Raw genomic sequence first — 15,679 nt, 5'->3', positions numbered from 1 at the left:
TTGTAACAAATCTTTAACAATTCGAGACCTTTATGTAGTTTACTTTGTCTAAATCCTCTGTTAAATTATATTAATATTTCACCTGCCAATAAGTAGATCAGGAGGTTAATCATGTTTAACCAAAAAGAAAATTTATTAACGAAGGGCTGGTTTTTCTTTGTCATTGCTGCTTTTTTTCTTTGGGCAAAGACGTACTACGCTCTGCAAACTTCATTTACCTTAGATATTGAAAACGGCATCCAACAATTTATTCTCATTATTACGCCAGTAAGTTCATTACTATTTTTCCTGGGACTTTCTCTTTTCTTTTCACCGAAAAGACGAAACAAAGCCTTTATGACCATTTATTTCCTATTATCTTTCACTCTTTATGCAAACGTCGTGTATTACCGGTTCTTCAACGATTTCATTACCCTGCCGGTCTTAATGCAGTATAAGAACTTCGGTGATCTTGGGGGAAGTGCTAAAGCCCTGATACAGCCGATTGACTTTCTTTACTGGATTGATATTGTCGTATTAATTACCTGGCTCGTTGTGAAGAAAACTAAGCCGACGATTACATTCCGCAAGCGAACCGTAGCGATGATTTTCGCTGCTTCCCTTGGATTTGCGGCGGTTAACGTAAGCCTTGCGGAAATGGAGCGGCCGCAGCTTCTCGTTAGAACGTTTGACCGTGCGAAGCTTGTCAAGCTGCTTGGCATCTACAACTATCATGTTTACGATACGGTTATGACTGCAAAAACCTCTTCCCGCCGTGTCTTAGCGGATAGTAACGAATTGAGCGAGGTACTTAACTACGTTAACTCCCAGCAAGGTAAAATGGGAGCTCACGGAGAGTACTTCGGGAAAGCAAAAGGGAAGAACGTAGTACTTGTTTCCCTGGAATCCACTCAGAATTTTGTAATTGACCGAAAGTTACACGACCAGGAGATTACGCCATTCCTGAACGACCTTAAAGAGGATAGTTTCTATTTTGATAATTTCTATCACAATACAGGTCAAGGAAAGACCTCTGATTCAGAATTCATCATTGATAACTCTTTATACGGACTCCCGCGCGGAGCTGTATTTACAACCAATGCAAGTAATGAGTTCAACGCTACACCCGAAATTCTGAAAGGAAACGGCTACACTCCCGTAAGCTTCCATGGTAACCATGCAAGCTTCTGGAACCGTGATGTTATGTACCAGAGCCTTGGATATGACCATTACTTCTCAAAACGAGAATATAATGTAACGGATGAAAACTCTGTGAACTACGGATTAAAGGACATTCCATTCTTTGAGCAGTCCATGCCAAAACTAAAAGGATTAGACCAGCCGTATTACGCGAAATTCTTAACCATGACGAACCACTATCCATATATTACAAACAATGAAAATATGGAAATGATCGAGCCCGCCGAAACGGGTGATGGATCTGTTGACCGTTATTTCCAAACGGTTCGCTACGAAGATGAATCCATTAAGAAGTTCTTCCAGATGATGAAAGAGCAGGGGGAATATGAAGATACAATCTTCGTGTTATACGGGGACCACTACGGAATTTCTGAAAACCACAACGAAGCCATGAGTGAAATTCTAGGCAAAGAAATACGCCCATTTGAACACATTCAATTGCAGAAAGTACCTTTGATCATTCATATTCCAGGAATGGAAGGGAAACAAATGGACACCGTAGGCGGTCAAATTGACTTAAAACCTACTATTCTTCATTTACTAGGAATAGAGCAGGAAAATGACGTTCAATTTGGAACAGATCTATTTAAGAAAGATCGAGAAAATGCAACCATTTTCCGAGACGGCAGTGTCGTAACCGATGAATATGTCTATTCGGATGAAGGAGATCTCTGTTATGACAAATCGACAGGAGAAGAGATCGACTCGAAGACCTGTGCTCCACTGAAAGAGAAAGCCGAGACAGAACTTAATTATTCCGATAAAGTCGTTTACGGGGACTTATTAAAGTTTCTAGATAGCGAAAAAGAAGAAAACAAACAATAAGTTCTATTAAACCCACACACTGTACGTTAGTGTGTGGGTTTTTTAGTCACTGCCCCTTTAGAAGCAAACGGTGAAACGCAGGGCGAGGACAGGAGATGGATACTGTGACTCCCGTTTCTGGTAAAATGAATGAAAACCATATGTTTGGCAGACCAAGAGGCCAACTATAATTTTTTTGAATTTCTATCTTGAAGGAAACGTAAAAATGTGTATAATAGGCAATAGACGAAATGACTAAATCGTTCAAATGGTCAGGAGGCGGAAAATGTCCTCAGATAGAAAAACTCAGATTCTGCAAGCTGCAAACCAATCGTTTGCTACGTTTGGGTATAAAGCGACTACTATTGATCACGTTGCTAAAGCCGCAAATGTTGGGAAAGGCACTATCTACAATTTTTTTAAGAATAAGGAACAACTTTTTCAAGAAATTATTTCAAACTTATTGCTTGAAATGAAAAACCAGGCTGAATCCGTTATTGAGGATAACAAATCGCTAAAAGAAAACGTGCATCTAGCCCTCTACGAATTATTGCAGTATCGTCGCCGCCATCAACTGATGGTTCAGATGGTACAAGAAGCCAAAGAAATGGGGACACCTGCTGTACAGGAAGCTCTCCTCAATGTGGAAGGTCTTATTACAGGATATCTTCGTGAAAAAATTGAAAATGCTGTAGCAGCCGGAGATATACGGCCATGTGATCCCGAGATGACGGCCTATATGATGCTGAAGCTGTACACAGCATTTATCATTGATTGGGAAGAGCGGCATGAACCGTTAGAAGAACGAACCATTTTACACTTATTTGATGAATACGTATTTAAAGGGTTATCGCCATCTTGATGATCCTTTTCTTTTTCATTAATATGACCAAATGAACAATTTAGTCATTTGTTATTTGAAAGGAGAGCTTTTACATGAATGCCTTTAAATTATGGCTGGCTGAATTGAAGCACATCGGAAAAAATCGAAAAGTATTTATATCATTTATTGCGGTTTTACTTATTCCGCTGATCTATAGTGGGATGTTCTTATGGGCTTTTTGGAATCCTTACGGAAGTATGGATCAACTGCCTGTCGCCATCGTTAACTCTGACGAAGGCGCACAATTTAATGATAGAAAACTGGATGTAGGCAAGGAATTTGTTGATAATCTGGAGGACAGTGGAGATTTCAAATATGAATTGGTTTCTAAAGAAGAAGGATATGAAGGGCTAAGCAATCATGAGTTTTATATGCTTGTAGAGATTCCGGAAAACTTCTCGTCATCGGCGACAACGATCTTAGATGACAATCCGAAGAAACTCCAGTTGAAATATGTACCCAACGAAGGGTTCAACTTCCTTTCCGCTCAAATAGGGGAATCTGCTACAGAACAAATGAAGGCTGAGCTGGCTGATGAAATGACGAAAACCTATGCCAGGGCTATGTTCACGAAATTTGATGAATTAAAAGCAGGACTGGCAGACGCTAGTTCAAAAGCAGAAGATCTTAATGCAGGGGCGGAGGAGCTGGACAGTGGAGCGGCGACACTTGAAGATAAGCTCCATACCTTTACCGACAAACAAAGTGAATTAAAGAACGGAGCGCAAGACCTGCAAGAAGGAGCTTCTCAAGTCACTTCTGGGGCAAATGATCTTTCAGATGGCCTGGGCTCTTTAGATGAGGGGTACAGCCAGCTTCTGGATGGAGCCTCTCAATCGAAAGATGGAGCTGATCAATTACAACAGGGACTTTCCCAATCCAAAGAAGGGGCGTCTCAATTAGAGCAAGGATTAGGAGAACTCGCACAACAATCCAGCGGATTAACTGAATCCTCCCAACAACTAGTATCATCTCTAAAAAGTATGGAAGATGGTACGAACCAAGTTAGTGATTCGGCGTCTTCTCTTTCAGATGGTATGAGTCGTTTGAAAGAGAATTTAGCCCCCGTAATTGCACAGCTTCCTAAGGAACAACAGCAGAAAATCCAGGCCCAACTTGCTCAATTAAATGAAGGCGCGAGCAAATTAGCAGGGGCATCCTCTGACCTGGCCCAAGGTTCCGCTCAAATGGTGGAAGAAACCCAATCTATGCCTGATAAAGTGGCTTCCTTATCCGATGCCCATAGCAGGCTGCATCAAGGAGCGGAAGAACTCAACACTGCACAAACGAATCTTTATAATGGAGCCTCATCGCTTGCTGAAGGAGAAGAACAGTTACTTTCAGGCATGCAGACTTTTGATCAAAACCTGGGTAGCGCCGCAGAAGGAGCAACGAACCTAGCAGAAGGTGCCGCAGAAATGGAGACCGGGACGGATCAGCTTTCTTCCGGTTCCAAACAACTAACAGATGGTTCTCAAGAATTGGCTAAGGGAGCGGGAGATCTCTCTGAAGGAACAAATGAGCTGACTTCTGGAACGTCGGAATTCGAAAGCAATTTATCTGAGGCAAGTTCAAACGCAAATAATGTTCAGACTTCAGAGAAAACAGAGGAGATGTTCGCGAAACCCGTGGATTTGGATACAAACAGTGTGAACGAGGTACCAAACTACGGAACTGGTTTTACACCTTACTTCCTGTCTCTTGGACTATTTGTGGGTGCCCTCCTCATTACTATTGTTTTTCCAGTCCGCAATCCAGTAGCAGCACCTAAAAATGCGAGGAGCTGGTTCTTCGCTAAATTCGGTGTACTCGTAGGAGCGGGGATAGTTCAAGCGATTGTAGCGTGTAGTGTTATTTTGTATGGTCTAGGGTTAGAAGTGGAAAGCGTACTTTATTTCTATTTATTTAGTGTCATCACAAGCTTAACGTTTATGGGCATTATTCAATTGCTGGTGACTACTCTTGGAGATCCAGGACGCTTCATTGGCATCTTAATCTTAATTATGCAGCTTACCACCAGTGCGGGAACGTTCCCGTTAGAACTTATCCCAGCACCACTACAAATTCTGAACCCTATTCTACCAATGACTTACTCCGTAGAAGGTTTGAAAGCTGTGGTATCAGAAGGAAACTACGAACTTATGTGGCAGGATAGCGGAATATTAGCGATCTTCTTACTTGGTTCTGTTGTCCTTACAATGGCATACTTTATTGTATCATTTAAGAAACGTCATCCTTTATTCAGGGAAAATGCAGCATAAGCAGTTAGATTAAACAAAATAAAGTGACACTTTAACACCTCGGAATTATATTCTGAGGTGTTTTTTTAGGTATTTAGTTAATGAATTTTAATCTGCAAATTATGAATTATCTCGAAACTAAGTCTTTCGCTATAGGGCAGGTTAGTTGAAGACTCAGTTTCGAGATAATTGGCAGTTTTGAAACTAAAATCGTTTTATCTCGTACATAAGTTATATCGGATTTATACATACATTTGAAGGGGGCGGTATCATTAGATTTTTTGTACTCTTTATTCTAGCTTCATTATTATTTTCTGGCTGTTCTGGTGAGAAAAGAGACGAGACGCAAATAATACGAGGTGAATCCTCATCTTGGGATGCGAATGTTGAAGTAGTTTTTTCAAATTCAGAAGAACAAGATACATACCATATTGGAGGAAACCTAAAATTCAAGAAAGACTATACTCCAAAAGAGATTGAATATAATATATCCTATCCATCTGGAGAAAGTCAGGGTACTTTGGAAGCTTTGGAAGGAAAAAGTATTACGATACCTAATAGTGGTGGAACTCGTCTTAGTTCAATAGGTGATATTGAGGAATTTGCTAGTGACATTACATTAAATGTAAGGTGGAAAAATAATGACGGAGCGATGTTGAAGGAAAACATACAATTAGATTAAATCATCAGTTAGGTGATGATTTGATTTATTAGAATATCTTGAATTCAATTCTTCCACAATCGGGGGCAATAGCTGCATTTTGGCTATCCCTCCTTGATTAATACGTGTCCAGGATCGGCATAAAGTCTGAAAATGTAAGGAGTGAATATTCATAATGGTTAAGTCTATAAGAGTGCAGTTTGTCTTAATCTTATTTGCTGCCATTTGCTTTGTAATGAATTCATTCTCATTCATTGAGTTTACGGGTGAGGAAAGGTTCATACCTATTCGAGTACTTTTCTATTTCATTATGATTGTATCGGTTTTTAATGCAGGAATGATCACACAAAAGTACATACACTCAAGAAAAAATCCACGGTGATATCTTGATATCGAGTGTTCACGAATTGGGGGCTTTAGTTGTAAAGTGGCTATTATTTTAGTGTGAAAGCTGGGAATATGAAATTATGAAAGGATGGTGTATATGGAAGTTACTTATCCAGCTGGTTTTAGGAACAGGTTTTTAGCAAGTGTTTTAGATTTTATTATTATATTTTTGGTAACAGGAATTATCTCTTACTTTCTATATGGAGTATTTTATGATGGTGAAAACTCCTATCCTACTGATATTTTAGGATTAGTTTATACTGTGTTATTACCTGTTTTATGGTCTGGTTACACGTTAGGGAGAAGAATGGCAGGCAATCGTATCGTAAGAATTGACGGGAGAAAAGTTGGGGTTGGTACAATGGTATTAAGGGTTATAGTAGCAGGAGTTGCCTATGCTCTTACATTAGGAATTGGATTGATTATAAGTGCTTTTATGATAGGAGTAAGAGAGGATAAACGTGCGATTCACGACTTTATTGCGCAAACATATGTGACAACATCCCCGCCAATCCGGGACTAAATTATGAGTGATGGAACTGAATCTATAGGGTGCTAAAGTAAAAGAGCAGTATAAGATATCTCGAATTCGAGTCTTACATAAAAGGAGGCAATTCTTTAATACAGTTTACATCTATTTTTCACGACAATGGGTAAAGGAGAGTAGTAAATGACAACGAAATACGTTCATTGGGGAGGAGCGAAAATTAAGTTAACTTGGCAGCGTGATAAAAAGCTTCCTCCGATAAGTCTTATTACAAGTGTGCATGGATTTTGTTTTAAAGATAATCAATTACTATTAGTAAATTTAAATCATAGAGGGTGGGATTTCCCAGGAGGACATATTGAATTTCAAGAATCTCCCGAAGAATGTATGAAGCGCGAGGCGTATGAAGAAGGATACATTTCCGGGAGGTGCTTTCCTTTAGGGTTTATTGTAGTTGACCACAATGAAAACCCAAACTGGAATGAAGATAGCCTCTATCCTAAAGTAGGTTATCAAGTTTTTTATCGTATGGATATTGAACGAATACATACCTTTCAAGCCAAGTACGAATCGAACGAAAGAAAATTTATAAATCCAAATGAGTTCAAGAGATATTATCATGATTGGAATGAATTACACCAAGAGATATTAGATTTTGCTATAAACCCAACTTAGTCTATTGTAAAGAGCAATAAATGGATATCACTTTAGATATCTCGAAATCGAATCTTAAACAAAAGGGGTCTTATCTTTAAACTAATGTTCTCGTATTTTATCAATTCTTTAAAGAATTTTGTTTTTAGGCTGCTAACACGATCCACCAAATCTTCTTTTGATGCTTTTCTTGATCTAACGTATTTCATAATGGATAGAATACCAAAAACGATGACAAAAGCAATAACCAAATATATGAAAATTATTATTAAAGGCATTAATTCCTGTAGAGGCCATTCAATGCACTCCTTATTACCATTGTTTACCAGTTTATTTCTGATATTTCTATAGTTAAATGAAATTACCTTTAATAATTATCAAATAAAACAATCATTTCATAATGGTCTTTTCCCCTTGCGCGTGTTTTATTATGAAGGGAATAAATCCTTTCTGTCGAATTAGTTCGATAGGAGGGAGGTGATGGAATGCAGCACCCATCATCAAAGCTTGATTATCTTATTGTTTACTTAGAAACCCTTTCAAAAATTAAGAGCGGGGATGAAGAAACGTATCCTGCTTGGGTTAATGAAAAGATGCAGCAAACTTGTGAACAGATTGAAGCCTTAAGCAAACAACTTTACTAAATTACGGCATCCCATAATGGGGTGCTTTTTCTGCTAACATAACTATTAAAGAAATTTGTACAAGAAGAAGGTGTTATGATCAATTGACCCATTGCTTACTAGATAGTCCCCGTAATTTTCCAGTGATTGTGGGGAAAAACCCCCCTTTTTTTTGCAGAAAAAGTTTCAGCTTTGAACCAAAGAGAAAATATTATGGTAAAGGAATTTGAAGGAGCTAACCATTCTTTAAATATTCAACCATTTAACACGATAGGATTCTATTTCTGTTTTAAGTGATGCTATACACGCCATAAACGAGTACTTAAAGTGAATTTGTCTTGAATTCGAGTTTTAAAGAAAAGGGGGGGCTTTAGTTGAATAAGCCAAATATGAAATGAGATGAGGAACTTCCATAAAATTGGACGTTCCTTTTTTGTAGTAATTTCAACACTAAACTTTAACAGAGCCTTTTCTTTAAAAAAATATTTACAATTTAAACAGATCAATGGATAATGTAGTGAAATATCAAACTGCGAAGAAGAGAAGAGTAGGTAAATGAATATTCTTTCCAGAGAGCCCTGTTAGGTGAAAAGGGGTAAGAATAATTTGCTGAACCAAACCTCAGAGCATCACATTGGAACATTTCAAGGGATAGTGTGACGGGAGCTCCCGTTATAGAGCCAGGGTATAAACAACGATAGGAGTTGTGTAACCTGAGAAGATTGATATGGTGACATATTAATAAACTGGGGTGGCACCGCGATAAAATATAATCTCGCCCCCAAGACAAAATGTCTTGGGGGTGGGATTTTTTTATTTACCAAAATCAAAATACGATCATTCAAAAATGAAGGAGGATTTTGTGTGGATATAAAGAAAAAATTTTATTCGTGGCGAGACCCTTTCCTCCTATTATTCGGAATAGGATTATCAAATATAGGAGATTGGATATATTTAATTGCATTGAATTTGATTGTATTAGAGATGACAGGGTCACCTCTGGCTGTTGCAGCCCTATATATTCTAAAACCATTCGCGACCTTGTTCACAAATATCTGGTCTGGAACAATTATAGACCGTTTGAATCAGCGAAACCTTATGGTGGGGTTGGATATAGCCAGAGCTGTTCTTATTTTTATTCTTCCTTCCCTTTCATCCGTTTGGATTATATATGCAGTTGTGCTCCTGATCAATATGGGAAGTTCCATTTTTGAACCAGCTTCCATGACATACATAACTAAATTGATACCTGCACAAAAGAGAAAACGGTTTAATTCATTCAGGAGTCTAATTGATTCTGGTGGCTTTCTGATCGGTCCTGCTCTGGCTGGTTTGCTTTTTATGGCAGGCAATACGTACATGGCGATCTATGTTAATGCTTTAACTTTTTTAGGTTCAGGATTAATGACTTTATTATTACCTCAACTACATGATTCAACGTTGAAACAAAAGAATCTTCCAGACCTATCATTGGGACTTCTAAAGGAAGACTGGAATGTAGTTAGGCTATTTACTCGTAACTATCCCTATGTGATGTTCATTTATTTCCTGTTTAGCCTCATGATGGTTATGGCTGCAGCCTTAGATTCATTAGAGGCAGCTTTTTCTAAGGAAGTCTTACAGTTATCTGATACGGAGTACGGTTTTTTAGTAAGTATCGCGGGGGTAGGTATTGCGGTAGGAGCAGTTGTAAACACCGTCTTTGCTAAGAAAATGACTACTTCCATATTAATTGGGCTGGGAGCATTATTTGTTTCCGTAGGATATATCATTTACGCCTTCTCAACAAGTTTCAATGTAGCTGCGGCTGGGTTCATAGTGTTATCATTTTCACTTGCCTTTGCGAATACAGGTTTTCATACTTTCTATCAAGAAAACATTCCTATTAAGGTAATGGGGAGGGTAGGAAGTATATATGGTCTTATTGAAGCTTTCTTCATCATAGTAGCAACCATTTCAATTGGTGTAACTGCTCAATTATCGTCAATTAAATCTGCTGTAATAGTGGGGTCATTTTTGATGTTTTTGGTTACGGGTGCCTTATGTTTTATTAGTATTTTCTTTGAGAAAAAGCCAGGGGCACAAGATCTTGAGGTTGAATATATGAAAGTGTATGGGAAGTGATTCTTAATTTTTAATTCAAATATAAGTGGGCTGTTCTAGCTTCCTTATTTGTTTGAATATAGAGAGCGTCACACTGTAAAAGTGGCAGGAGACAGAGCAATCGCTTTTTGGTGAACGACTCCGTTTGAAACGAAATCACGTTAGGATCGTATGTGTAATAAGTGAAAGGATGTCGGGAGGGGTTAGATGGAATATGAAAAAGAAACTCCAAAAGAAAATAGAGAAAAATTAAAACAAGAAGAATTAAAAAGAGACCCTGCTGCAAATTTGAAAGATTCTACACATAGAGCGTCTAATGGCAGTCTGCTTGATTTAGTTGGGAGTATGGGATGGAAAGGTACGGAAATATTAATTATTCTAATAATAGCAGGATTTATCCTATATTCCTTATTCTTTAGTTAAGAGCGGATTCAAGTCTTGCGATTGTAGGGGCGATGGTTCAATATAGTCATTCGCGCTCAAATTGCTATATAACCATTTCAGAGAAATAGTGAAAGTGAGGAATGTTTATGATTAAACCGAGAGCTTTACAAAAGGGGGATCGGGTAGCCGTTATTGCACCGGCTGGATCACCAGATAGAGATCACTATACTCAGGGAAAACGTGTATTAGAAGGAATGGGACTTAAAGTCGTTCACGGACGTCATGTGTTCGATGAAGAGAAAGACTCTGCAGCTATCGTTGAAAAGCGAGTGGCTGATTTACATGAAGCGTTTCGTGATCCTGCTATTCGCGGTGTTTTTTGCGCAAATGGAGGATTCGGAACAGCAAAAATGGCCCCTATGATCGATTACGAAAGGATACGAAGGCATCCTAAAATATTCTGGGGATACAGTGACATTACATATCTGCTGAATGCTATTCAAAAATCGGCTGACCTGATTACTTTCCATGGTCCGATGGTGGCCTCGGATCTAAATGACGAACAAAGAACCTGGGAGACAGAATCCTCGTTTTCACCTTTATTCACTAAAGAAAGCATGATCTATGATTCTCACCAATCGGTTCTCCACACACTATCTCATGGTACAGGAGAAGGTCATTTAGTAGGTGGGAATTTAACATTACTAACGAATGGTTTAGGCACACCTTATCAAGTAGATGCGAGTGGGGCAATTCTATTAATAGAGGAAGTTGGAGAACCAGCTTTTCTTGTTGATTTGAAGCTTACTCATCTGAAACAGGCAGGGGTGTTCAATGAAGTTCAAGGTGTCGTGTTAGGTAACTTTTATTCCGATTCGGACGAAGATTATAAACTAAGAGAGGTCCTTCAAAACTTTTTCGCACGTGCACCTTTCCCTGTAGTTGAGAATTTTTACTTTGGTCATTGTCAGCCCCATTATGGTGTGCCAATTGGGGGTAAAGCCAAACTCACAACTTCTCCTCCTCAATTAGTTCTGGATGCCGGGGTAATGTGAACCATTTGTTTAAAAAACTGAAATACCATTCCACTAAGCGATAGACTATAAATTACATATCTTGAATTCGAGTCTAATTTAAACGGGACAGGAGTCCTTATTAATAATTTGCCATATTTTCTTAAGCAAAAGTACTACTACACGTGTAGCTCTTTGCCCGAGGGACAAGGATTATTAAGCAAATAAAGAGGTGATTACCGAATGCCGAAAAGCAAAATGTTCTTCATTATGGCAACTATAGCTATTACTTTACTAGGTTGTTCCCAGGTTGAAGAAGGAATTTATATTCAAGGGAACATAATAGAAGTTAATAAACAAAATGGAAATATGGAAATCGACATCGAATCATGGACAACAGTCGAAGATTCAGAATCCTCTACAGAGTTAAATGAATTAAAAAACCATTCAAATTCACAAACGATCCGAGTTTCCAATCCACATAAGTATGAGGAAGGGCAGAAAGTAGAAGTGAAAGTGATTAAAGAATATGACGAAGATGTCTGGGATTTAGATAGATTAAATTTTGAAACGAAAAAGTTGGATTAGAATATGAACCTATTGTTTGAATGACCCCATATATATGCGGGCTTTATGAATAAGGGAAATGAAGAAGGCCTTACTTCTGCCACCACCTTATAGGTGGTGCGGGAGAGTTAAGGGTAAAAGGATGTTAAATGAACCAGGCAAGGTAGTGAAGGAAGAGAAAAGTGACGAATTAGAAAGCCACTCGTAGGAACATAGAAAGCCATGATAGTAGAATAAACTTTTCAATCACCTATTAACCAGGGTGATTTTTTTATTTTCAAAATGTACGGACAGTTTAAAGAACCACTGCATAAAATTAGTGTAATTCTAAAAAAGTTTCTTACAGGAAACATTTTAACGTTAGGTGAAAAAATGGTGCGGAGGTTGAAATGATGAATGTTGAACAGGATAAACAGACAAGAGGATTCCGGAATCAATCGTTACAGACGAATGCTCAATCTTCCTTAAAAGGAGAAGCGAAAGGAGTGAGAAGGTATTTACCCTTTTTAGGTCCTGCATTTATTGCAGCGGTTGCCTATATTGATCCTGGAAATTATGCGACAAATATTGCGGCTGGTTCGAAGTATGGCTATACCTTATTGTGGGTCATTTTGGCTTCAAACCTTATGGCAGTATTGATTCAGATGATGTCTGCGAAGTTAGGAATCGCAACAGGGCAAAATCTTCCGGAAGTCTGTCGGGACCGTTTTTCTAAAAAGACTTCTTTCTTTTTATGGATCCAGGCCGAACTTGTCGTCATGGCCACTGACTTGGCAGAGTTCATAGGAGCGGCGCTGGGGTTATACTTAATTTTTAATATCCCGATGGTGACGGCTGCACTAATTGCAGCCGTCGGTTCATTCGCAATTTTAGAGTTGCAAAGAAGAGGAGTTCGTCCCTTAGAAGCCATCATTACCGGTATGATATTTGTGGTGGTCATTGCTTTTGGAATTCAGGTGTTTTATGCTCAGCCGGAAGCGGGACCGATGTTAGCCGGTATGTTCACGCCAAGGTTCGAAGGAGTCGACAGTATCCTTCTATCAGCAGGAATGCTTGGAGCCACTGTTATGCCCCATGCTATCTACTTACACTCTGCACTAACTCAAAAGAGAATTGTCGGAAAAAATGAAGCCGAGCGGAAACGGATTTTCAGATTTGAAATTATTGATGTGGTCATTGCCATGCTTATTGCAGGGGCCATTAACGCAAGTATGCTTGTCGTTGCTGCTGCATTATTCCACAAAAATGGATTGAATGTTGAAGATTTAGATGTGGCCTTCCTTCAATTTGATCAACTGTTAGGTCCTACAGCGGCCATTTTGTTCGGGGTTGGTCTATTGTCGGCAGGATTGTCGAGCTCATCGGTTGGTACGATGTCTGGTGATATTATCATGCAAGGGTACATTCGGAGAAGAATTCCTATTTACTTAAGGAGATTCATTACGATGGCTCCTCCTTTGACGATAATTCTAATGGGTATTAATCCGACAAAAGCATTAGTAATGAGCCAGGTCGTCTTGTCCTTCGGAATCTCGTTTGCCTTAGTTCCATTAATTCTTTTTACAAGTAACAAAAACTTGATGAGGTCACTTGTAAATAAGAAACTTACCACCTGGATTGCCTGGATTATTGCGGCGCTGATCATTATTCTGAATATCTTCCTTCTCTATCAAACGTTGTTTGGGTAAAGGAACTTTACGAACAGATGTGTCATATTCAAGATTGAGATAAGGGGATTCAAGAATCGATACGTTTGGAGAAGATCGTGATAGGCATTTTAATGGAAGGGGCTGATGCGGTCGTTTGAGAGTGAAAGGTGAAAATAATCGCGGAGACCACAGAATATGTGGTCTTTATTTATAGTCGATGAATTGCAATGTCCCCGTCGATAGAAGGATTCGAATCGAACGTGGCAGTCTGGACTTTGGAAGCCTGGAATGATTTATTGGCACCATTCTCGTCAGTTCTCAATTTGATTGTCAGATTGTCAAAGACTATATCTTATTTATTGAGGATTCTCATGATGGGTTATCTTACTAGCTCGACTAACACTAACAGCCGTTACAACTTGTGCCATAATTATAAAGAGCACAGCATAATGACTGTCGTATAGTGCTAACAAGACAGCGGCTAATCCGAATATAAGAGATAATGAAAATCCTAAAGCAATTTTCAAGTCTTTCATTACAGCCCAATTCATTGAATCTCCTCCCATCAATATTGGTAAATATTTCTATATTCGAGTTTATCATAAATTTTATTAGTAAAAACAGAAGTTAAAACTTCCATATCATATTGGAAACGATTTAAGTTTCAATTAGAAAAAATGCGCAAGGAGGACAGTTTATATGACCTTAATAGGATATTAGATTTCACAACGATAAAAGTGAATTCCTAACTCATTTCGTTCTGTCTACCTCTTCATATGGAGCTTTTCTATGAGATTTTTCATGAGCGTGAGGGCTGTAATCTCTATATGACCCTGGTACTTAGTTGGTTCGATTGTTCCCCATTCTCATTTGTAGACGTTATTCATAAATGGATTTAAATATGAAGTCCACAGAGGTGAAAAAAAGCTGTAAGTTTCTAGTGTTTAAGTTTAAAGGAGGAGAGTCCGTGGATTTAATCTTTGCGGGTGGTTTATTTTTAGGTTTGTTGGTGTTCAGCTTCTTTTTTATCATTTCGAAAATGAATGGAATCTATTTTTTAGCCCCGATGGCCACGTTCCTTACAGCTTTAGGTATTGTTTTCTATAGTTTTACCTTTGTAAGAGGATTCGAGGCGATCGGATATATATTTTTAGCTGGAGGTTTTATTCTAGTCAGTGTTGTCGGAACATTGTTGCTGCCATTGATGACTAAATGGGTAATTGTATCGCTTTGGGATAAAATGGCTCTCTTTATCCTCCCGATAGTTTTCTTCACCACCATATTTGCTGTGGTTTTAAATGAGGAAGAGTATTGGATTATTAATGAAGGTCATGCCGTAGTTGATGAAAAAGGGGATACCTATTATCGTGTTTCTACGATTTCGGAAGGGAAAAAGCAAATTTATGTTAAATTCGGGGAAGAATATAGAGGGAAAAAAGTTGGGATTAAAGAAATTAATCAAAACGAAAACACAGAAATCGTGTTCAAAGTGGCGGGGGATAAAAACCATCCTGAGCAGTCTCCGTTTATTAGTATTGGAATGGATGAGATCAAGGAACCTTTGACCGTACGCACAACCGGTGGAAAGGAACTCCGCTCCGTGCTGGAGGTAACGAGTGACCAGTAGAAGATTTTTAGGTATTCCCCATCACTAGTAAAGAAGTATATTGCTGCTCCTGTATAAGAATAATAGTTATGGTGAAGGAGATGCTTACATGAATTCAAATAAAGAAATGAGAAGATGTGATAAAGGGCACAAATATTATAAAAGCAGCGATTGCCCTACATGTCCAATCTGTGAAAAAGCACGTAAACCAGGAAGCGGTTTTCTTTCATCAATCCCCGCCCCAGCGAGAAGGGCTCTGGAGAACAACGGGATAACTTCTTTAGAAATTCTATCAACCTATAGTGAAAAGGATGTTTTAAAGTTTCATGGCTTGGGTCCAGCTTCATTACCGAGACTGAAATCAGCTTTGAAAGAAGAGGGATTATCGTTTAAGAATTAACTTACATGATTTTTTAGATGTATTTATATTTTTTTAAAT

14 protein-coding genes and 1 other annotated feature are annotated in these 15,679 nt (G+C 38.6%); of the genes, 13 read left to right on the top strand and 1 reads right to left on the bottom strand.

Features of this window, described 5'->3' with window-relative positions; genetic code table 11:
• Positions 1 to 111: 111 nt before the first annotated feature.
• From LCM11_RS12825 to LCM11_RS12775, 11 genes are all read left to right on the top strand, one after another.
• Positions 112 to 2,004, top strand: coding sequence for an LTA synthase family protein (locus tag LCM11_RS12825; protein ID WP_224894684.1), 1,893 nt, complete (start codon positions 112 to 114; stop codon positions 2,002 to 2,004).
• Between the two features lie 265 nt (positions 2,005 to 2,269).
• Positions 2,270 to 2,845 carry a TetR/AcrR family transcriptional regulator gene (locus LCM11_RS12820; RefSeq protein WP_224894683.1) on the top strand — a complete coding sequence of 192 codons (576 nt, stop codon included), beginning with the start codon at positions 2,270 to 2,272 and terminating at the stop codon, positions 2,843 to 2,845.
• A gap of 74 nt (positions 2,846 to 2,919) precedes the next feature.
• A complete protein-coding gene (locus LCM11_RS12815) occupies positions 2,920 to 5,127 on the top strand; it encodes a YhgE/Pip domain-containing protein (RefSeq protein WP_224894682.1) in 2,208 nt (735 codons plus the stop codon).
• A gap of 1,124 nt (positions 5,128 to 6,251) precedes the next feature.
• A complete protein-coding gene (locus LCM11_RS12810; protein WP_224894681.1) occupies positions 6,252 to 6,677 on the top strand; it encodes an RDD family protein in 426 nt (141 codons plus the stop codon).
• 147 nt (positions 6,678 to 6,824) lie between these two features.
• Positions 6,825 to 7,316 carry an NUDIX hydrolase gene (locus LCM11_RS12805; protein WP_224894680.1) on the top strand — a complete coding sequence of 164 codons (492 nt, stop codon included), beginning with the start codon at positions 6,825 to 6,827 and terminating at the stop codon, positions 7,314 to 7,316.
• A gap of 464 nt (positions 7,317 to 7,780) precedes the next feature.
• A complete protein-coding gene (locus LCM11_RS12800) occupies positions 7,781 to 7,939 on the top strand; it encodes a hypothetical protein (protein WP_157130870.1) in 159 nt (52 codons plus the stop codon).
• 505 nt (positions 7,940 to 8,444) lie between these two features.
• Positions 8,445 to 8,704: a binding site (T-box leader), on the top strand.
• 84 nt (positions 8,705 to 8,788) lie between these two features.
• Positions 8,789 to 10,042 (top strand): MFS transporter, encoded by a 1,254-nt coding sequence (locus LCM11_RS12795; RefSeq protein WP_412098148.1) that lies wholly within the window; start codon positions 8,789 to 8,791, stop codon positions 10,040 to 10,042.
• Positions 10,043 to 10,228: 186 nt separating this feature from the next.
• Positions 10,229 to 10,444: a DUF6366 family protein gene (locus LCM11_RS12790; RefSeq protein WP_224894678.1), complete on the top strand. Its 216-nt coding sequence runs from the start codon at positions 10,229 to 10,231 to the stop codon at positions 10,442 to 10,444.
• A 107-nt stretch (positions 10,445 to 10,551) separates the two neighbouring features.
• Entirely contained in the window at positions 10,552 to 11,460 is a 909-nt protein-coding gene (locus LCM11_RS12785; RefSeq protein ID WP_224894677.1) for a S66 peptidase family protein, read from the top strand.
• Between the two features lie 201 nt (positions 11,461 to 11,661).
• Positions 11,662 to 12,006 carry a hypothetical protein gene (locus tag LCM11_RS12780; RefSeq protein ID WP_224894676.1) on the top strand — a complete coding sequence of 115 codons (345 nt, stop codon included), beginning with the start codon at positions 11,662 to 11,664 and terminating at the stop codon, positions 12,004 to 12,006.
• 371 nt (positions 12,007 to 12,377) lie between these two features.
• Entirely contained in the window at positions 12,378 to 13,673 is a 1,296-nt protein-coding gene (locus LCM11_RS12775; protein ID WP_224894675.1) for an Nramp family divalent metal transporter, read from the top strand.
• A gap of 317 nt (positions 13,674 to 13,990) precedes the next feature.
• On the opposite strand, the gene LCM11_RS12770 is transcribed toward LCM11_RS12775, so the two are convergent.
• Entirely contained in the window at positions 13,991 to 14,185 is a 195-nt protein-coding gene (locus tag LCM11_RS12770; protein WP_224894674.1) for a hypothetical protein, read from the bottom strand.
• Positions 14,186 to 14,601: 416 nt separating this feature from the next.
• On the opposite strand from LCM11_RS12770, the gene LCM11_RS12765 reads away from it, so the two are divergent.
• A complete protein-coding gene (locus LCM11_RS12765) occupies positions 14,602 to 15,261 on the top strand; it encodes a hypothetical protein (RefSeq protein WP_224894673.1) in 660 nt (219 codons plus the stop codon).
• An 88-nt stretch (positions 15,262 to 15,349) separates the two neighbouring features.
• On the top strand, positions 15,350 to 15,640 hold the full coding sequence (locus tag LCM11_RS12760) for an RNA polymerase alpha subunit C-terminal domain-containing protein (RefSeq protein ID WP_224894672.1): 291 nt from the start codon (positions 15,350 to 15,352) through the stop codon (positions 15,638 to 15,640).
• Positions 15,641 to 15,679: the final 39 nt, after the last annotated feature.

The organism is Halobacillus halophilus, assembly GCF_020171985.1.
Taxonomy (GTDB): Bacteria; Bacillota; Bacilli; order Bacillales; family Halobacillaceae; genus Halobacillus; species Halobacillus halophilus_A.
The sequence above is the reverse complement of the archived record's forward strand: the minus strand, read 5'-3'. Positions and strand labels throughout refer to the sequence as shown.